We start from the raw sequence: 19,028 nt of genomic DNA, 5'->3' as shown, positions 1-19,028 counted from the left end.
TATGGAAATGGGTTCACCCGCCGCGGTTGAGGCGCTTGCCGCGCTTGCGCAGGAGCATCGGCTCGCGCTGTTCCGTCTGCTCGTTCAGGCGGGCGATGACGGCCTTGCCGCGGGCGCGATCGCCGAAAAGCTTGGCGTTCCCAATTCGTCGCTGTCGTTCCATCTCGCGCATCTCACCCGCGCGGGGCTGATCCGGCAGCGGCGCGACGGCCGCTCGCGCGTCTACACGGCGGACTATCCGGCGATGAACGCGCTGGTCGCCTACCTGCTCGAAAACTGCTGCGCCGGCGCCGACTGCGGCCAGGCTGCCGATTGCCCCCCGCCCCAAGCCCAAAGGAAATCCGCATGAAGCGCCTTCACGTCCACGTCGGCGTCGCCGATCTCGATCGTTCGATCCATTTCTATTCCGCCCTCTTCGGGACCGGCCCGACGGTGCGCAAGGCCGACTATGCGAAATGGATGGTCGAGGATCCGCGGGTGAACTTCGCGATCTCCTCGGGCAATCATGCCGCCAACGGCATCGAGCATCTGGGCATCCAGGTCGAAGACGGGCCGGAGTTGCAGGAGGTCTACGGCCGGCTGAAGGCCGCCGACCGGCCGGTGCTCGAGGAGGGCGCCACCACCTGCTGCTACGCCCAGTCGGAAAAGAGCTGGATCGCCGATCCCGACGGTGTCGTCTGGGAGGCGTTCTTCACCAACGGCGAGGCCACCATATACGGCGACAGCCCCCAGCTTGGCGCACTTTCCGTCAATGCCGCCGAAAACGCCTGTTGCGTCCCCGCCCTTCCGAAAGCGGCCGAAGGCTGCTGCGGATGAGCGTCACCATTTATCACAACCCGGCCTGCGCGACCTCGCGCAACACCTTGGCGCTGATCCGCGCCACCGGCACGGAGCCGGATGTGATCCATTATCTGGAGACGCCGCCCGCGCGCGATGCGCTGGTCTCGCTCATCCAGCGGCTGGGCATCGGCGCGCGCGATCTCCTGCGCCAGAAAGGCACGCCTTATGCCGATCTCGGGCTCGACGATGAATCGCTCGGCGAGGAGCAGATCGTCGATGCGATGATGGCGCACCCCATCCTCATCAACCGGCCGATCGTCGCCGGGCCGAATGGGGTGAAGCTGTGCCGCCCGTCCGAAACGGTTCTCTCGGTTCTGGACCGGCCGCTGCGCTCCGATTTCGTCAAGGAAGACGGCGAAGTGGTTGCCGCCAATGGCTGAGGCGGCGGCGCGGCCGGCGATGTCGGCGTTCGAGCGCTATCTTTCGCTGTGGGTGGCCTTGTGCATCGTCGCCGGCGTCGCGCTCGGTGCCGCGGCGCCCGGCGCCTTCGCCGCGATCGCCGCTGCCGAGGTCGCGCGGGTCAACCTTCCGATCGCGGCTTTGATCTGGCTGATGATCATCCCGATGCTGCTCAAGATCGACTTCGGAGCCCTCGGATCGGTCCGCCAGCATTGGAAGGGCGTCGGCGTCACCTTGTTCATCAACTGGGCGGTTAAGCCCTTTTCGATGGCCGCCTTAGGCACCTTCTTCATCGGCTGGCTGTTCGCGCCATTGCTGCCCGCCGGCGAGATTTCCTCCTATATCGCCGGGCTCATCATTCTTGCCGCGGCGCCCTGCACGGCGATGGTCTTCGTCTGGTCGAACCTGTGCGAGGGGGAGCCCAATTATACGCTGAGCCAGGTGGCGCTGAACGACATCATTATGCTGTTCGCCTTCGCGCCCATTGTCGGCCTGTTGCTGGGCGTAGCCTCGATCACCGTACCGTGGGACACGTTGCTCCTGTCGGTGCTTCTCTACATCCTGATCCCGGTCGTCATCGCACAATTGCTGCGGATGCGCGTCCTCGCCCACGGCGGTCAACCGGCGCTCGATCGCGTGCTGCGAGCGCTGGGTCCGGTTTCACTCGTCGCGCTGTTGACCACGCTCGTGTTGCTATTCGGCTTCCAAGGCGAGCAGATCCTCGCGCGGCCGCTGGTGATCCTGCTCCTTGCGGTGCCGATCCTCATCCAGGTCTATTTCAACGCGGGCCTCGCTTACTGGCTCAGCCGCAAGTTCGGCGTCGCCTGGTGCGTCGCGGCGCCTGCCGCGCTGATCGGCGCCTCCAACTTCTTCGAGCTCGCCGTCGCCGCAGCCATTGCGCTGTTCGGCATCGATTCCGGCGCGGCGTTGGCGACGGTGGTTGGCGTGCTGGTGGAGGTGCCCGTCATGCTGTCCGTCGTCGCCATCGTGAAGCGCACGCGGGGCTGGTACGAACGGCGCGAGGCGACGGCCTAGGCGATAGGGCAGTGTCATCGCTCGCCGGGAAACCACCTCCCCCCGCACCGGCCTGGCCATCGCTCAACGTGCGACGGCGGGTGTTCGAGGTCACGAATGCCGGCTGACGTAGGTAGACGACGATTTGCCCTAGCGTCATGCCGGACTTGATCCGGCATCCATCTTCATCGTCGCGCAATCGCATGCAGTAGTCCCTGACTACCGATCAAATGGGGGGGGGGCGCCAATATCTGGTAAAAAACAAGCCGGCTTCAGCCCTGCCAGCTTGACCCATATGTCCCATTGATTTTGGTATGGCGCGGATGAGCCAAGTGACCCGACCAACGTTCGTGCAGCGTGTCCGCTACGCTCAAATGCTATGGAAAGCGTTCCGTGCAGAGGGACGCGGCGCGTTCGACGACGCGCTTCGGCATCTCGACCAGGCAGCTGCCGTGTTCCCGTTGACCGCGGCCGAGTGTGTGTATCGCGCGAACCTGCTCCTTCGGGCAACGCGATTGGAGGAAGCGCATCAGGCGTTTGCAATCTTGAGGAAAGAGCTTGAAGGAGCTCATGATGCGGATCGGCGATATCTCAGGCACTTCTGTACGCACCAGCTGGCGCTTCTGACCAACTCACCGCAATGGAAGTATGAGGCTAGTCAGGGAAATCTCATCAATTGCAGAGCCTACCTCAAACGCCGGCTCCCAATGGTGACCATTTAGCGGGTGAGCGAAGCGACGCTCGCGGCGCTTCCGGCTCGGCCGCCCTTCGCGTATTGGTGGCCGGCGCCAGAGCGCGACGGTTGCTGACAATCGGCGAATTGCACACCCCTGTCCTACACCCCGCACCCCTTGCTACCTTCGTCGCCGGAAAGCCGTGTCTTGGATTTCGGCGAGGGAGGGGAAAAGTGCACGACCCTGTGAAGCAAGTGAATCAAATCGGCGCAAAGGCGCGGAAATGCGTCGATCTGGATCGCGCCGATAACGCCGCAACCGCCTCGAACCGGCGATTTGGGCGGGTTTTCGCATGTGGTTTCCGCATCGACTCGCGAACTTGTACTGTGATTCAACTTCCCCGGCCGTCCGCGCGCATCCGCGCCCTCGCCTCATTTCGTCCCGCCGGTTGACGCGAACGTAAGCCGCCCCTTATGGCCGGTGCGGACATCCCGCATCACGGAGACGAGACGATGAGCCCCATCACCACCCGGCGTCATGGCGACGTGCTGATCGTCACCTCGAACAATCCGCCGGTCAACGCGCTCGGCATCGCGGTGCGCGAGGGGCTGGTGAAGGCGATCGAGGAGGCCGACGGCGACGATGCTGTGAAGGCGGTCGTCATCCGCTGCGATGGCAACACCTTCTTCGCCGGCGCCGACATCACCGAATTCGGCAAGCCCATGCAGATGCCGATGCTGCCGCAGGTGGTGGACCGGATCGAGGCGTGCACAAAGCCGGTGGTCGCCGCGATCCACGGCACCGCGCTCGGCGGCGGGCTCGAGGTCGCGCTCTCCTGCCATTATCGCGTCGCCGTGCCGGACGCGAAGCTCGGCGTGCCCGAAGTGAAGCTCGGCCTGCTCCCCGGCGCCGGCGGCACCCAGCGCCTGCCGCGCGTCGCCGGCGTCGAGACCGCGCTTGAGATGGCGGCGACCGGTAACCCGATCGGCGCCAAGCGCGCCGCCGAGATTGGCCTCGTCGATCGCATCGTCGAGGGCGATCTGGAGCAGCATGCCGTCGCCTTCGCCGAGGAAGTGCGCGAAATCCGCCCGCTCCCCAAGGCCAGCGAGCGCGACGACAAGCTCGCCGCGGCGCGCGCCAACCCCGGCCTGTTCGACGATTTCCGCAAGGCCAATGCCCGCAAGATGAAGGGCTTCGACGCGCCCGAGGCCAATATCAAGGCGATCGAGGCGGCGCTTTCCAAACCCTATGCCGAAGGCGTGCAGGACGAGCGGCGGCTGTTCATGGAGCTGATGAGCGGCACCCAGGCGCGCGCGCAGCAATATTTCTTCTTCGCCGAGCGCAAAGCCTCGAAAATCGAGGGCGTGGGCGAGGACGTCCGCCCGCGCGATATCCGCAAGGTCGGCGTCATCGGCGCCGGCACGATGGGCGGCGGCATCTCGATGAACTTCCTGTCGGCGGGCATTCCGGTGACGATCGTCGAGACCGCGCAGGACGCGCTCGATCGCGGCACCGCGCTCATCCGCAAGAATTACGAGGCGACCGCGGCCAAGGGGCGGATGACCGCCGATCAGGTCGAAAAAGCGATGGGCCTGCTCACCCCCAGCCTCAGCCTCGACGATCTCGCCGATTGCGATCTCGTGATCGAGGCGGTGTTCGAGAATATGGAGGTGAAGAAGGAGGTGTTCGGCAAGCTCGACGGCATCGTCAAGCAAGGCGCGATCCTCGCCTCGAACACCTCCTACCTCAACGTCGACGAGATCGCGGCGAGCACGGGGCGGCCGCAGGATGTCGTCGGCCTCCACTTCTTCTCGCCCGCCAACGTCATGAAGCTGCTGGAGGTCGTGCGCGGCGCCAAGACGGCGGACGACGTGCTGGTGACGGCGATGGCGCTCGCCAAGCGCATCCGCAAGGTCGCGGTGGTGGCGGGCGTCTGCTACGGTTTCATCGGCAACCGCATGCTGATCCCGCGCCAGACTCAGGCGATGAACCTGCTGCTGGAAGGCGCGACGCCCGAGCAGATCGACCGCGTCCATGTCGAGTTCGGCATGCCGATGGGGCCGTTCCAGATGGCCGATCTCGCCGGCGTCGATATCGGCTGGCATCGCGATCCGAACCGCATCGAGAATATCCGCGACAAGCTCTGCGCGATGGACCGCTGGGGCCAGAAGAAGGGCGCGGGCTTCTACGATTATGACGACAAGCGCCGCCCCTCCCCCTCGCCCGTCGTCGCCGATGTGATCGAGGAGTTTCGTGCCAAGGCCGGCGTCGAGAAGCGCGACATCTCGGACCAGGAGATCATCGAGCGGACGCTTTACACGATGGTCAACGAGGGCGCGCTCATCCTCGAGGGCGGCTTCGCCCAGCGCGCGTCCGACATCGACGTCGTCTGGGTCTATGGCTACGGCTGGCCGGTCTATCGCGGCGGGCCGATGTTCTGGGCGGACACCGAGGGCCTGCCCAAGATCGTCGAGGGGCTGAAGCGCCAGCAGGACCGGCTCGGCGCCGACTTCAAGCTCTCCGATCTGCTCGTCAAAAAGGCCGAGGCCGGGGAGAAGCTTTCGCGCTGACGGAGCGCTTCCGCGCAACCGCTTCGGCTCTGACTCGTTACGCTGTTGTAAGGAGATTGCACCGATGGCGACTGTTCCCGAGGCGACCCCGCAGCAGCGCGCGCTGCTCCGCTACGACAATGGCGCCGTCGCGCTGCACTGGATCACCGCGGTGCTGCTGCTCACCCAGATCTGGGTCGGCTTCACCTTCCACGGCATGGAGCGGGGGCCGGAGCGGATGGAGGTCTTCACCTGGCACAAGACGCTGGGCGTGCTGATCCTCCTCCTCGCGCTCGTCCGCCTCGCCTGGCGCCTCGGCCACAAGCCGCCGCCCTATCCGGAACAGCTGCCGCGCTGGGAGCGGCTGGCGGCGACGTGGAATCACCGCCTCTTCTACGCCATCATCATCATCCTGCCGCTGACCGGCCTCGCCGCGATCTCGGGCGGCGCGGAGGATTCGACTACCGGTCTCGTCGGCGGCATCCCCTTCCCGCTGATCCCCGGGCTCAGCGAGGATTTCGGCGATGCGATGGGCGATTTCCATGAATTGCTCGTCACCGGCACGCTGATCCTGCTCGCCATCCATGTGCTCGCGGCGCTCAAGCATCAGTTCGTCGATCGCTCGCGCGTCGCCGGCCGGATGCCGCCGTTCCGCGCTCCCGGCCACGAAAGCGCCCTGCCGCGCGATTGAGGCTCCACAACGGGCCGTTCATTCCGGCGACAGCGAGGATGGTGAACAATATGCCCACCGGCGGGTTGTTTATCCCGTCTTGATCCCGTTGTACTTGGGAGAAATATCATGTTGAGAAGTCTGTTGATCGGCGGCGCAGCGTTTGCCGCCACCTTCACCGCTCTCCCCGCCGCCGCGCAGGCGCAGGGCTATTATGGCGATCGCTATTATGGCGGCGGCTATTATCAATCCGGCTATTACGACCGGCGCGCCTATCGGGGCGATCGCTACTACCGCAACTACGACCGCGGCTATTACGACCGCCGCGGCTATCGCGGCCGCAATTATTACAACCGTGGCCGCTATTATGACCGTCGCGGCTATTATGGCCGCCGCTGCGGCAGCGGCACGACCGGCGCGATCGTCGGCGGCGCTGCGGGCGCGCTGCTCGGCCGCGAGATCGATCGCGGCAGCGGCCGCTACTACCGCCGCGGCGACGGAACGACCGGCGCGATCGTCGGCGGTGTCGCCGGCGCGCTGCTCGGCCGCGAGGTCGGCCGGAGCTGCTGAGCCGGCCATAGGCTGAAACGAAAAGGCCCCGGAGCGATCCGGGGCCTTTTTGCTATGGACGGTAAACGAAGCTCAGACCGCTTCGGCAGTGATCCCGGCAAAGTCCTGCGCGCGCTTGGCGAAATCCTCGGCTAGCTGGTGGTGCCACGCCCGCGCCTGCGGCGTGATCGCGCGCTGCGCCGCACGCTGCTCCTGCTGCGCCCGCCGCGCATAATAGAGACGGTTGGATTCCACGCATTCCTCCGGCCGCGACCGCCGCTCCGGACAAATCCGTCGCGACACCGGCTACCCCAATCCGACAATCCGCCTGCTCCTGCTGCAAAAGGCGAGTCAGCTCGGCCAGCAGACGGATGAAGCGAGCCATTTGAGCGGCGAACCGAAGAATTGATGTAGGTTAGACGCGCTTCGTCGGCGAATCGCTTAACTCAGGGCTGCAGCGCGGGGCGCCAGCGCTTCGGGCGGCCACAGTTGTTCGCGCTCGTAGAAGATGTCGAACGCGGGCACGCCATCGGGCAGAACTACCCATGGCTGCGTCGAGCGGGTAAAGATGTGGATATCGGGCCGGGCGGCGGAGGGATCGTCGAGCGTGCCGACCCGCACGAAGGCGATCAGCCGGCCGGCGCTGGCATAATGGCTCCAGAGCGCGACACAGCATTTGGGGCAGCGGGCGATCTCCTGCCCTTTGCCGCTTTCCGATGGCGTCATGACGTGATCGACCGCGCCGTCCACCGCCAGCGCATCCGCTTCGATCATCGCATTGACCGCGAACGCGCTGCCCGTTTCGCGCTGGCACCAGGTGCAGTGGCAGCAATGGACGATCATCGGCGGCTGCTGCAGCCGGTAGCGCACCGCGTCACAGGTTCAGCCACCCTCCATCAGCCGATCTCCGCGACGAAACCGGCGAGGAATTTGCGCAGCCGCCCACGCACCTTCTCGTCGACGAGATTGCCTTCGTCGTCGAACGCGTCGCCCGCGCGCGCTACCAGCAGCCGATCGCCGAACCAAGGCCGCGTGCCGAGCGTGCGCAGCACCGGCAGCCAGCCGCTCTGCGCGAGCACGGTGCCGAACCCGCCGGGCGACGCGCCGATCACCGCCACCGGCTTCCCCGCAAACACCCGCGCCGCATCGGCAGGCGGGCGCGAGGCCCAATCGATCGCATTCTTGAACACGCCGGGGACGCCATTGTTATACTCGGGGGTGACCATCAGCAGTCCGTCCGCCGCCGCGATCGCATCCTTCAGAGCCGCCACCGCCTCGGGCATGCCTTCGCGCTCGACATCGGCATCGTAGAGCGGAATGCCGTCGATCGACGCGATGTCGAGCTCGGACCCTTCCGGCATGACCTCCGCCGCCGCGCGCAGCAGCCCGCGGTTGTAGGAGTGGCGCCTGAGGCTTCCCGCAACGCCGACCAGATTTACCATCGCATCCCTCCGTTCGATCGGATCGGTTAACCGCCACCGCAGCGGCTGCGGAAGGGAAATTTAACCTTTGCCCTCAATAAGCGTTACCGGCGCATCAACCATGCGCCTTGGTTTCGGGGGCGCATGCGGATCCTATTCTACCTGCCGGTGGTGACGCCTTGGTGGTTCGACAATATCGTCATCCACCCGATCCGCGCGCTCGCCCGCGAGCATGAAGTGCATGTCATGGTGCCGCCGCTGTGGAGCGGGACGGGCATCGGACCCGACCAACTCGCCAATTGCGCCGATCTCGATCATGTCGCCTGGCACATCCTCGACGGCGAAGATCATCCGCTGCTCCGCACCGGAGAGGCGGATCGCGCGGAAATCGTCGATCTGGTGCGCGCAATCGCGCCGGACATCAGCTTCTGCCGCAGCGCCGATCTCGATACACCCGCCGCCTTCCCCGGCGTCGTCAAGCATCTGATGGAGGGCGGCGCCTCGCCCTTCCCTGTTGCCGGCTACGAGTTGCATCTGAAGGACAGCCCGTTCGCGACCGCCGAAATTCCAGAGCTCAGCGCCAGCCAGCGCGACTGGATCGACGCCGCGATCGCTCCCGCCTGGGACGCGTTGCGCCGCGACGCGGAACGCCAGGCGATCGGCCGCGCGGCCATGTGCGAGCGCTACGGCCTGCCTTCCGACAAGATCATCGTCGCGGTGCCGCTGGAATATGAGCATCGCGAGAATTTCTTCCGCATCCACAGCAGCCACCAGCGCAACGCCGATCTTGTCGCCGAGCTCGCGGAAACACTCGGCGACGAAATTTTCCTCGCGGTGAGCAACCATCCGCTGAACGTGCTCCACGTCGACAATCGCGCATTGGAGCGGACGATCGCTGCAATGCCCGATCGCGCGCGCCTGATCGCCGATGAGGGCGAGCGCGGATCGGCGACGCGGCTCATCAACATGCATTGCGACGGGATCTTCGTCGAGAATGGCAAGACGCTGACTTCTGGTGCTTTCTACGGCAAATCCGTTGTCCGCCGGTCAACCTTCGCCAGCGGCGAATGGACACGCGTCTATAGTTGCCTTGATCGCTTCGCGGCCGGTCTGCAGGACGGCAACGCGGACATCGCCGATCCCGCCGATGCCAAGACCTGGTTTGGTTATCACATCGCCAACAACGCCTTCGACCCCCGCGACCCCGAGGTATCCGCCGACGAACTGATCGCGCGGACGCTGACGCCCTTCGATCCCGGCCGCTGGGAACTGGGCATGGCCCGCTATCGCGCGTTCAAGCCGGAGCTTTTCCAATGACCGCGCTTCCCTTCCGCATAGACGGCGCCGCCGTCGTCGATGGGCCGGACCAGTGGTTCCGCCAAGTGCTCGAGACCGAGCGCGACGCGATCACAGCGTTCATCGCCAGCGACCAGGCCGACGTCACCGACGCCGTCGCGCTGATCGCCGGGCAGGAGCGGCCAATCGTCTGCACCGGCGTCGGCAAGTCGGGGCTCGTCGCCGCCAAGCTCGCCGCCACCTTCTCCAGCCTCGGCACGCCCGCGCTGTTCCTCAACGCCGCGGAAGCCGCGCATGGCGATCTCGGCGCGGTGCAGACCGGTAATGTCGTCATCCTCTTCTCGAACAGCGGCGCGACCGACGAGATATTGCGCATTCTGCCGCTGCTGAAGGCGCGCGGCTGCCTGCTCATCGGCATCGTCGGCAGGGCGGAATCGCCGCTGGCGCGCGCCGCCGACCATCTCATCCTGACCGAGATCGCGCGCGAGGCCGACCATATCGGCATGGCGCCGACCGCATCGACCACGCTGCAGATGGCTGTGGGCGATGCGCTCGCGGTCGCGGTCAGCCGGCTTCGCGGCTTCACCCGCGACGATTTCCTCCGCCACCACCCGGCCGGGCTGCTCGGCCGCCACATGATTCCCATCCGCCACCTGATGCGGAGCGGTGAGGACATGCCGACGGTGCTGCCGCACGCCTCGGTCGCCGAGCTGATCGGCGTCATGTCGGCGAAGCGTCTTGGCGCCGCCTCCGTCGTCGATCACGACGGACGTTTCCTGGGCCTCATCGTCGACGGCGACATCCGCCGCCTCATCCAGTCCCGCCAGGATCTCTACGAAACTCGCGCCGAGGCGATCATGGGCGCCGATCCGGTGACCCTGCCTGCCGAGGCGAACGTCGCCGACGCGCTGGTGCTGATGCAGGACAGCGGCGGCCGCTTTCTGGTGCTGCCGGTGGTCAACGAAGCCGGCGTACTCGAGGGCATGATCCACACTTACGATCTGGTGCAGGCATGACGCCGCGGATCGTCGCTTTCGTCCCCGCCAAGGGCAGCAGCGAGCGGATCGCGGGCAAGAACCTGCGCATTCTCGACGGCGAGCACCTCTTCAAACGCAAGCTCCGGCAGGTGCTGGCCTGCCCGCGGATCGATACCGTCTATCTCGACACCGAGTCCGACGATCTCGCTGATCTTGCCGCCGATCTGTCGGTCGAGCGGCTGCGGCGCCCGCGCGAGCTGGCGAGCAACGCCGCCGACGGCCATGAGATGTTCGCTTATGAATGTTCCGCGGTGCCGCCCGCCGATCTCTACATCCAGTGCCTCTGCACCGCGCCTTTCGTTTCCGCTGCGACGCTGACGCGCGCGATCGAGGCGCTACTCGCCGATCCCGAGGCGGACAGCCTGGTCGGCGTCTCGCGCGCCAAGCAATATTGCTGGGACGGCGCCGACCCGCTCTACGGACGCGGGCGAATTCCCAACAGCGTCGATCTGCCGCCGACGGTGGTGGAAGCGATGAGCCTCTACATCGTGCGCCGCCGCGAGGGCGATCCCGCCCCTACCCGGCGCTTCGGCGCGAAGCCGATCCTGTTCGATCTCACGCCGGAAGAGCAGATCGACGTCAACGTGCCCGCCGATCTGGAGCTGGCCGAAGCCGTCGCCGCGGGCCACCGGGCGGTCGAGACCGGGCGGCTGCGCGCGATGCGATCGCACCTGTCCTCCCCCGTCCTCGCCGATATCGCCAAGGAGCGCGGACTGAAGGCGGTGCTGCCGGCCGCGATACGCCCGACCAGCGGCGGCAAGATTCTCGGCCGCGCCAAGACGCTGGAGCTGGCCGCGCTCGACGAAGAAGCGCGCCGCTCCGATGCCTGGAAGGGCATCTACCGCGCGCTCGATTCCTACAGCTTCATCCGGCCGGGCGACGTCATCATGGTCTCGACCAAGGTGCCCAATCGCGCCTATTTTGGCGATCTCAACGCCAATCTCGCCATCCGCGCCGGCGCGGTCGGCGCGGTGATCGACGGCTTCACGCGCGATACGGCGGACGTGCGCGCGCTCGGCCTCCCCGTCTACGCGCGCGGCTCTTATTGCGACGACATCAAGTATGAAGGCACGCTGGCGGCGATGAACGCGCCTGTGCTGATCGGCGGCGTGCCGGTGGCGAACGGCGATTACGTCTTCGCCGACGAAGATGGCGTGGTCGTCATCCCCGAAGCGCACTGGCCGGCGGTCGAGACCGAGGCCTGGGACGTGCTGACCAATGAATCGCGCATCCGCATGTTCGCCGCGCGCGGACGCCCGGTGGGCGAAATCCTCGACGATTGCGGAGCCTTCTGACCATGACGACGCCGCGCACCATCACCATCGGCGACCTCTCGATCGCCAACGACCGTCCGTTCGTGCTGCTCGCCGGCCCCTGCGCGATGGAGAGCCGCGATCATGCGATCGAAACCGCCGACGCGCTCACGGCCATGTGCCGCGCGCTGGGCATCGGCCTCATCTACAAATCCTCGTTCGACAAGGCGAACCGCACGTCGATCGACGCCGCGCGCGGGATCGGGCTCGACACGGCGCTCGCCGTCTTCGCCGAGATCAAGGAACGGTTCGGCTGCCCGGTGGTAACCGACGTGCACGAGGCGACGCAATGCGCGGCCGTCGCCGAAGTGGTCGACGTGCTCCAGATCCCCGCCTTCCTCTGCCGCCAGACCGACCTGCTGGTCGCCGCGGCGCGGACCGGGCGGGTGGTCAACGTCAAGAAGGGCCAGTTTCTTGCGCCCTGGGACATGAAGAACGTCGCCGCCAAGCTCGTCGCCGCCGGCAACGATCGCGTGATGCTCACCGAGCGCGGCGCGAGCTTCGGCTACAATACGTTGGTCAGCGACATGCGTGCGCTGCCGGTGCTGGCGGAGACCGGCTTCCCGGTGGTGTTCGACGCCACCCATTCGGTGCAGCAGCCGGGCGGCCAAGGCACCAGCTCGGGCGGGCAGCGCGAATATGTGCCGGTGCTGGCGCGGGCCGCGGTGGCGGTAGGCGTCGCGGCATTGTTCATCGAGACACACGAGGCGCCCGAGCGGGCGCCGAGCGACGGGCCGAACATGGTGCCGCTGGCCGATATGCCCGCGCTGCTGGCGCAGCTTCAGGCGTTCGACCGGCTCGCCAAATCGCCCGCCGCCAGCGCGGCCTGAACCATCTCCCACGCCTCCGGGCTATGCGCCGCGAGGAGGCCGCTCCCGGCACAGCCCGGCCGGTAGGGCGATCCGTCGGGCCGCGCCGCCTTGCCGCCGGCCTCGTTGAGCAGCAGCACGCCCGCGGCATGATCCCAGGCCAGCGTCCGCCAGTAGAAAGCGAAATCACGCTCGCCGGCGGCGATGGCGGGATATTCGGCGCCGGCGCATTTCATGTTGGGTAGCAGGGCGCCGAACGCTTCCGCCCGCTTCGCGACTGCCCCAGCGATATCGGGCGGCATGAAGCGGCCGATCGAGCCTTTCATGTTTCCCGGCGAAAGGCGGGGCCCAGCATCCGACGTGCGAATGGGCGCCGGCTTTCGCCGGGGAACTTGGGCACCTGCGCCAAGCTCCGCCGAACACAGGGTGTCTTCCAGCGGATCGAGGATCCAGGCGCCGATCGTCTCGCCGTCGCGGAGCAGCGCCGCCATGACGGCAAAGACCGGCTCGCCCGCTGCGAAATTGGCGGTGCCGTCGAGCGGATCGACGAGCCAGACGAGCCCCTCCCCGGCCGCGTCGATCAGCGATGGGTCGGCGGCGCAGGCCTCCTCGCCGATGACGCGCGATCCGGGCAGCAGCGCCGCAAGTCCCCGCGTCAGGATCGCTTCGGCCTCGCGATCGGCGACGGTGACCAGCTCGCCCGGACTCTTCTCCTCGATCTCGCTAGCCGCGAGCGCGCGATAGCGTGGGAGGATCGCGGTCGCCGCCGCCTCGCGGAGGACGGCGCCGGCATCTTCGATCAGTCCGTTGGGAAGCCGCATCATGCCGCCTGTTCGACCTTGCGGTTCACCGTCTCGGGGAGCCAGAGGACGGTAACGATCAATGCCATCAGCACCACCGCGAAGGTGTACCAGAGGCCCGAATAGGGATCGCCCGTCCGCGCGATGATATACTGGCTGATGACCGGCAGGAATCCGCCGAAATAGCCGGTGCCGATATGATAGGGAATCGACATCGAGCTGTAGCGAATCCTGGCCGGGAACATCTCCGCGAGCAGCGCCGCGACCGGCCCGAAAGTCGCCCCCGACAGCGCCGAGAGCGCCAGCACGCCGACGAGGATCACCGCGATCCGCCATCCGTCCGGATGAACCTTGGCGAGATCGTAGCCAGCGGCGGACAGCGCCGTATCGAGCGCCGCGGGGCTCGTATCGGCCACAGGTGCACCACCGATGGTGACGCCAGCCTGCGGTGCCTCCGCGGTCGAATAAGCCACGCCCTTCTTGGAGAAATAGTCGAGCAGCCGCCCGCACTCGCCCTTCTGCGTCTTGGCGAAGGGATCGTAGCCGCAGGCCGGTCCGGAGACGACCACCGGCGCGCGCTCGGCGGCGGCCGAGAGCTCCGGGTTTCCTGCATCGCCGATCATCTTGAACAGCGGAAATAGCAGCAGGAGCGTCAGCACATAGCCGATAACGATCGGCTTCTTGCGCCCCACCTTGTCCGAGAGCCAGCCGAACAGGACGAACCAGATGAGCCCGGTCGCGGCGCCGATGCCGACCAGCGTTTGCGCGGTCGTGTCATCCACCTTCAGCGCATTCTGCAGGAAGTAGAGCACCTGGAACATCGCGGTGTACCAGATCACCGTCAGCCCCGCCGCGATGCCGAACAGCGCGACCAGGATGCGCTTGGCGTTGCCCGGATAGGTGAAGCTTTCCTTGAGCGGATTGGCCGCAATCTCGCCCGCCTCCTTCATCGCGCGGAACACTGGGCTTTCGGAGAGCTTCAACCGCATCCAGAGCGAAATGGCGAGCAGCGCGAGCGAGAAGATGAAAGGGATGCGCCAGCCCCACTCCGCCCATGCCTCGGCACCGACGATCGCCTGGGTTGCGAGGACGACGCCGAGGCTGAGGATGAAGCCGCCGGCGACACTAGCCTGGATGAAGCTGGTGTAGAAGCCGCGCTTGCCGGCGGGCGCATGCTCGGCGACGTAGATCGCCGCGCCGCCATATTCGCCGCCGAGCGCGAGGCCCTGCAGCACGCGCAGCAGGATGATGATCACCGGCGCGGCGAAGCCAATGCTGGCGGCGGACGGCACGAAGCCGATCGCCGCGGTGGCGAGGCCCATCAGAGTGATGGTGACGAGGAAGGTGTATTTCCGCCCGAGCCGGTCGCCCAGATAGCCGAACAGCACCGCACCGATCGGGCGGACGCCGAAGCCGACGGCGAACCCGGCGAGCGCGAGCAGAAGCTGTGCGATCTCGCTCTCGGCCGGGAAGAAGGTGCGGCCGATGATCGCGGCGAGCGTGCCGTAGATGAAGAAATCATACCATTCGAACACCGTCCCCAGCGAGGATGCGGTGATGACGAGCCGGATTTCCTTCTTCGACGGCTGATGCGCCGCGGCCCCCATGCTCATGCGAGCCTCCTCCCCTGTTTTGCGCCGGACCGTAGCAGCGCGGCGCGCGCCCGCAAGCGATCAAAGAACGAGGCGCGAGAGCACCTTCGAAAGCAGCGCAGCGCGGGCGCGTTCGGCCGACCAGGGCTCGTTGCCATAAGCGCCCGCGGCGGCCAGCGCGGCGAAACCGTGGATCATCGACCAGGCGGCATGCGTCGGCGCGAGCAGAGGATCCTGCGGGCCGGAGGCGGCGGGCGCCTCGGCACCACGAATTGTCCGGTCGAACGCCGTCAAGATGCGCGTGACGGCGGCGGCATGGGCGGGATCGGCGGTGTCGATCGCGCCGCGGCGCCACATCAGATCGAACAACGCGCGCTGCTCATGCGCGAACTGGACATAAGCATTGGCCTGCGCGGTGATACGCGCTGAGAAGTCTTCGTCAGGAACGGCCTCAAGCTGTTCTGCCAGAAGCACTATCCCTTCCGCGGCCACCGCAGTCAGCAGCCCCTTCATCCCGCCGAAATGATGCGCCGGCGCCGATGGCGATACCTGCGCGCGCCGCGCGGTCTCACGCAGGCTGAAACCGTCCGGCCCGCGCTCGATCACCAAAGCACGCGCAGCGGCGATCAACGCAGGGCGGAGGGCGCCATGATGATAGCCGCGATCGGGTTTGGACGCCGGAACAGCGTTCGGATCGACAGGGCGGTCGGGCGGAACATCGTTCATATTATCCGCGATTCTTCTTGAACATCGTTCGGATCGCGTAGCGTTTCGATCCGAACGGCGTCAAGACGTCATTCGACGGTGACCGATTTGGCAAGATTGCGCGGCTGATCCACGTCGGTGCCTTTCGCGACCGCGACATGATAGGCGAGGAGTTGCACCGGCACCGCATAGACGAGCGGAGCGATGAGCGGATGCACCGTGGGCATTTCGATCCGCGCAACGACGTCCCCCGCCTCGGCCAGCCCGGGCCCGTCCGAGATGAGCAGCACCTGCCCGCCGCGCGCCTGCACCTCGTGCATGTTGGAGACGGTCTTCTCGAACAGCGGCCCCGAAGGCGCTATGACGATGACGGGCACATTCTCGTCGATCAGCGCGATCGGCCCATGCTTCATTTCACCCGCCGCATAACCTTCGGCGTGGATGTAGCTGATTTCTTTTAGTTTCAACGCGCCTTCCAGCGCCATCGGATAATCCGGGCCGCGGCCGAGATAGAGGACGTCGCGCGCCTTGGCGACAAGCGGGACGATCGCCTCGATCGCCTCGTCCTGTCCCAAAGCGGCGTTCATCGCCGCTGGCGCCTCGGTGAGATGCCCGACGATCTCCCGCTCCTCCGCCTCGGTCAGGACGCCCTTGTCGCGCGCGACCTTGGTGGCGAGCGCTGCGAGCACCGCGAGCTGGCAGGTGAAGGCCTTGGTCGAGGCGACGCCGATCTCGGGGCCGGCATGGGTCGGCAGCAGCAGGTCCGCCTCGCGCGCCATGCTGCTGGTCGGCACATTGACCACGACGGCGATCTTCTGGCCCTCGGACCGCGCATGGCGCAGCGCCGCGAGCGTGTCGGCGGTCTCGCCCGATTGCGAGATGAAGAGCGCCATGCCGCCCTTTTCGAGCACCGGCGCGCGGTAGCGGAATTCCGAGGCGATATCGAGCTCGACCGGTACGCGGGCAAACCGCTCGAGCCAATATTTGGCGACCATCCCGGCGTAGAAGCTGGTGCCGCACGCGACGATGGTGATCCGCGGCACGTCGGCGAAGCTGAAGTCCATGTCCGGCAGCGCGACCTTCTGCTCCAGCGGGCGCAGATAGGATTGCAGCGTCTGCGCGACCACGATCGGCTGCTCGTGGATCTCCTTCTGCATGAAGTGCCGGTAATTGCCCTTCTCGATCGCGGCGGCGCTGGCGCCCGACGTGGTGATCGGCCGCTCGACCGGATTGTCGTTCGCGTCGTAAATCTGTGTGCCGTCGCGGGTGATGACGACCCAATCGCCTTCTTCGAGATAGGAGATACGCTGCGTAAGTGGCGCCAAAGCAAGGGCATCCGAGCCGAGATAGGTCTCGCCCTCGCCATAGCCGACGACCAGCGGAGAGCCGAGCCGCGCGCCGATCAGCATGTCCGGCCAGCGCTTGCAGAGAATGGCGAGCGCGAAGGCGCCATGGAGACGCTTCAGTACGCGGCCGACCGCGTCCTTCGGCTCGGCGCCCTGCTCGATCTCGCGGCTGACGAGGTGGGCGACCACCTCGGTATCGGTCTGGCTCTCGAAGCTGCGTCCCTCCGCCTCCAGCTCGGCACGTAGCGGCCGGAAATTCTCGATGATGCCGTTGTGGACGAGTGCAACCTCGTCGGTGGCATGCGGATGGGCATTGTCGCGGGTCGGCGCGCCGTGCGTCGCCCAGCGGGTGTGCGCGATGCCGACCTCGCCCCGCAACGGATGTTCGGCGACCTCGCGTGCGAGATTGTCGAGCTTGCCCTCGGCGCGGCGGCGCTCCAGCCGGCCATCGACGATGGTGCAGAGCCCGGCGGAATCGTAACCACGATATTCCAGCCGCCGAAGGCCTGCGATCAAGCGATCCGAGACCGTATCATTTCCAAGAATGCCGATAATTCCGCACATTTAGGACGTCTTTCTTATATCTTCTTGGAGCCGCCGGACTTGCGGGCCGCCATCATCGCGCGGAACCGCGCCGCCCAGCCCGGCCGCGCCTCCTGCTTGCCGCGGGCCAGCGCCAGAGCATCGGCCGGAACATCGGCGGTCACCACGGATCCCGCGCCGACGATCGCGCCGTCGCCGATCGACACCGGCGCCACGAGCGCGCTGTTGGAGCCGATGAAAGCCCCCGCTCCGATCTTCGTGTCGTACTTGAAATAACCGTCGTAATTGCATGTAATCGTTCCAGCCCCGATGTTCGCGCCCTCGCCCACATCGGCATCGCCGATATAGGAGAGGTGATTGGCCTTGGCCCCCTTCGCGAGCCGCGCCTTCTTCACCTCGACGAAATTGCCGACCTTGGCGACGGGGCCGATGTCGGCGCCAGGCCGGAGCCGCGCGTAAGGCCCGATCTCCGCGCCGTCCGCGACAGTCGCCCCTTCCAGATGGCTGAACCCGCGGATGCGGACGCCTTGCCCGATGGTCACGCCGGGCAGGAAGACGACATTGGGCTCTACGATTGTGTCGCGGCCGATCGCCGTATCGTGGCTGAACCAGACCGTAGCGGGCGCGATCAGCGTAACGCCATCGACCATCGCCTGCCGCCGCCGGGCTTGCTGCCAAGCCTCCTCGACCGCCGCGAGCTCGCCGCGGCTGTTGATCCCGGCCACTTCGGCCGGATCGGTCTCGACCACCGCCGACCGCCGCCCTTGTCCAGACGCGATCTGAACGATGTCCGGCAAGTAATATTCGCCCGCCGCATTGTCGTTGCCGACCGCTTCGAGTAGTGGCCAGAGATCGGTGGCCCGGATAGCCATTAGGCCGGAATTGCAAAGGTTTACCGCGCGCTCCTCAGCCGTCGCATCCCTATATTCGACCATCTTGACGATGTTGCCATCGGCATCGGCGAGGATGCGGCCGTAATGCTGGGGATCGTCGGGGCGGGAGGCGAGCACCACGGTGATGGGAACATCGTTCGCATGAAGCCGCGCGCGCATTTTTCGCATCGTCTCGACGCTGACGAGCGGGGTATCGCCGTAGAGAATCAGGACATCGCCGTCGAAACCCGCGAGGTCGGCCTTGGCCTGGAGCACGGCGTGGGCGGTGCCCTCCTGCGGTTCCTGCACCGCGACGCTGGCGCCGCGCTGCGCCGCGACGGGTTCAAGCTGCTCGCGGCCTGCCCCGACCACGACCACCTGTCGTGCGGGCGCGAGTTCGGCCACGCTGTCGAACAGATGATCGATCATCGGCTTGCCGGCGAGCGGATGGAGGACCTTGTGCAGGTCCGATTTCATGCGCGTGCCCTTGCCCGCGGCAAGGATGATCGCAGCGAGCGGGCGGGCGGCGCCTGGGATGTCGGTCACGGGGTCCATATCGCATCGCGCCTTTGCACGGATGCGGGGCCATTTCCAGATGG

20 protein-coding genes are annotated in these 19,028 nt (G+C 66.5%); 12 read left to right on the top strand and 8 right to left on the bottom strand.

The annotated features are described in order from the left end of the window. Positions 1–7: 7 nt before the first annotated feature. From B9N75_RS11280 to B9N75_RS11245, 7 genes are all read left to right on the top strand, one after another. Positions 8–349 carry an ArsR/SmtB family transcription factor gene (locus tag B9N75_RS11280; RefSeq protein WP_172840874.1) on the top strand — a complete coding sequence of 114 codons (342 nt, stop codon included), beginning with the start codon at positions 8–10 and terminating at the stop codon, positions 347–349. Beyond that, entirely contained in the window at positions 346–816 is a 471-nt protein-coding gene (locus B9N75_RS11275; protein WP_085218889.1) for an ArsI/CadI family heavy metal resistance metalloenzyme, read from the top strand. The genes B9N75_RS11280 and B9N75_RS11275 overlap by 4 nt, the downstream gene beginning before the upstream one ends. Then, positions 813–1,220 (top strand): arsenate reductase (glutaredoxin), encoded by a 408-nt coding sequence (gene arsC, locus B9N75_RS11270; RefSeq protein WP_085218888.1) that lies wholly within the window; start codon positions 813–815, stop codon positions 1,218–1,220. The genes B9N75_RS11275 and arsC overlap by 4 nt, the downstream gene beginning before the upstream one ends. Beyond that, positions 1,213–2,274 (top strand): ACR3 family arsenite efflux transporter, encoded by a 1,062-nt coding sequence (arsB, locus tag B9N75_RS11265; RefSeq protein WP_085218887.1) that lies wholly within the window; start codon positions 1,213–1,215, stop codon positions 2,272–2,274. The genes arsC and arsB overlap by 8 nt, the downstream gene beginning before the upstream one ends. 1,165 nt (positions 2,275–3,439) lie before the next feature. Beyond that, complete coding sequence (locus tag B9N75_RS11255; RefSeq protein ID WP_085219599.1) at positions 3,440–5,497, top strand: 3-hydroxyacyl-CoA dehydrogenase NAD-binding domain-containing protein; 2,058 nt, start codon at positions 3,440–3,442, stop codon at positions 5,495–5,497. A gap of 64 nt (positions 5,498–5,561) precedes the next feature. Beyond that, positions 5,562–6,167, top strand: a complete 606-nt coding sequence (locus B9N75_RS11250) for a cytochrome b (protein ID WP_085218885.1) — start codon at positions 5,562–5,564, stop codon at positions 6,165–6,167. Between the two features lie 108 nt (positions 6,168–6,275). Next, the gene (locus B9N75_RS11245) at positions 6,276–6,716 is read left to right on the top strand and encodes a glycine zipper 2TM domain-containing protein (protein WP_085218884.1); all 441 of its coding nucleotides are present in this window, start codon (positions 6,276–6,278) and stop codon (positions 6,714–6,716) included. A gap of 72 nt (positions 6,717–6,788) precedes the next feature. On the opposite strand, the gene B9N75_RS14100 is transcribed toward B9N75_RS11245, so the two are convergent. Continuing rightward, on the bottom strand, positions 6,789–6,950 hold the full coding sequence (locus tag B9N75_RS14100) for a hypothetical protein (protein WP_157123810.1): 162 nt from the start codon (positions 6,948–6,950) through the stop codon (positions 6,789–6,791). Here B9N75_RS14100 and B9N75_RS14095 point away from each other — a divergent pair. After that, positions 6,940–7,104 carry a hypothetical protein gene (locus B9N75_RS14095; RefSeq protein WP_157123809.1) on the top strand — a complete coding sequence of 55 codons (165 nt, stop codon included), beginning with the start codon at positions 6,940–6,942 and terminating at the stop codon, positions 7,102–7,104. The genes B9N75_RS14100 and B9N75_RS14095 overlap by 11 nt on opposite strands. Positions 7,105–7,136: 32 nt before the next feature. Here the strand turns inward: B9N75_RS14095 and B9N75_RS11240 are convergent, their stop codons facing one another. Both B9N75_RS11240 and B9N75_RS11235 read right to left on the bottom strand, forming a co-directional pair. Next, positions 7,137–7,565 carry a GFA family protein gene (locus tag B9N75_RS11240; RefSeq protein ID WP_244552337.1) on the bottom strand — a complete coding sequence of 143 codons (429 nt, stop codon included), beginning with the start codon at positions 7,563–7,565 and terminating at the stop codon, positions 7,137–7,139. Positions 7,566–7,591: 26 nt separating this feature from the next. Beyond that, positions 7,592–8,137, bottom strand: a complete 546-nt coding sequence (locus B9N75_RS11235; protein WP_085218883.1) for an NADPH-dependent FMN reductase — start codon at positions 8,135–8,137, stop codon at positions 7,592–7,594. 123 nt (positions 8,138–8,260) lie between these two features. On the opposite strand from B9N75_RS11235, the gene B9N75_RS11230 reads away from it, so the two are divergent. Genes B9N75_RS11230 through kdsA form a run of 4 tightly spaced genes read left to right on the top strand, consistent with a single transcriptional unit; the run spans position 8,261 to position 12,592 of the window. Continuing rightward, a complete protein-coding gene (locus B9N75_RS11230) occupies positions 8,261–9,433 on the top strand; it encodes a hypothetical protein (protein WP_085218882.1) in 1,173 nt (390 codons plus the stop codon). Continuing rightward, positions 9,430–10,428 (top strand): KpsF/GutQ family sugar-phosphate isomerase, encoded by a 999-nt coding sequence (locus B9N75_RS11225; RefSeq protein WP_085218881.1) that lies wholly within the window; start codon positions 9,430–9,432, stop codon positions 10,426–10,428. Before B9N75_RS11230 ends, B9N75_RS11225 begins: the two co-directional genes overlap by 4 nt. Beyond that, positions 10,425–11,744, top strand: a complete 1,320-nt coding sequence (locus B9N75_RS11220; RefSeq protein WP_085218880.1) for an RraA family protein — start codon at positions 10,425–10,427, stop codon at positions 11,742–11,744. The genes B9N75_RS11225 and B9N75_RS11220 overlap by 4 nt, the downstream gene beginning before the upstream one ends. Positions 11,745–11,746: 2 nt before the next feature. Continuing rightward, positions 11,747–12,592 carry a 3-deoxy-8-phosphooctulonate synthase gene (gene kdsA, locus B9N75_RS11215; protein WP_085218879.1) on the top strand — a complete coding sequence of 282 codons (846 nt, stop codon included), beginning with the start codon at positions 11,747–11,749 and terminating at the stop codon, positions 12,590–12,592. Here kdsA and B9N75_RS11210 read toward each other — a convergent pair. The 5 genes from B9N75_RS11210 to glmU form a co-directional block, all read right to left on the bottom strand. Continuing rightward, positions 12,544–13,395, bottom strand: a complete 852-nt coding sequence (locus tag B9N75_RS11210; RefSeq protein WP_244552336.1) for an inositol monophosphatase family protein — start codon at positions 13,393–13,395, stop codon at positions 12,544–12,546. The two genes, kdsA and B9N75_RS11210, sit on opposite strands and share 49 nt — an antisense overlap. Next, on the bottom strand, positions 13,392–14,978 hold the full coding sequence (locus tag B9N75_RS11205) for an MFS transporter (RefSeq protein ID WP_085219595.1): 1,587 nt from the start codon (positions 14,976–14,978) through the stop codon (positions 13,392–13,394). The genes B9N75_RS11210 and B9N75_RS11205 overlap by 4 nt, the downstream gene beginning before the upstream one ends. Positions 14,979–15,044: 66 nt before the next feature. Continuing rightward, complete coding sequence (locus tag B9N75_RS11200; protein ID WP_085218878.1) at positions 15,045–15,689, bottom strand: TetR/AcrR family transcriptional regulator; 645 nt, start codon at positions 15,687–15,689, stop codon at positions 15,045–15,047. 68 nt (positions 15,690–15,757) lie between these two features. Continuing rightward, entirely contained in the window at positions 15,758–17,578 is a 1,821-nt protein-coding gene (gene glmS / locus B9N75_RS11195) for a glutamine--fructose-6-phosphate transaminase (isomerizing) (protein ID WP_085218877.1), read from the bottom strand. Positions 17,579–17,592: 14 nt separating this feature from the next. Next, entirely contained in the window at positions 17,593–18,984 is a 1,392-nt protein-coding gene (gene glmU, locus B9N75_RS11190) for a bifunctional UDP-N-acetylglucosamine diphosphorylase/glucosamine-1-phosphate N-acetyltransferase GlmU (RefSeq protein WP_085218876.1), read from the bottom strand. Positions 18,985–19,028: the final 44 nt, after the last annotated feature.

The sequence above is a fragment of the Allosphingosinicella indica genome (assembly GCF_900177405.1).
Taxonomy (GTDB): Bacteria; Pseudomonadota; Alphaproteobacteria; order Sphingomonadales; family Sphingomonadaceae; genus Allosphingosinicella; species Allosphingosinicella indica.
Note: the sequence above shows the minus strand (reverse complement) of the source record. Positions and strands in the feature narration are given on the sequence as shown.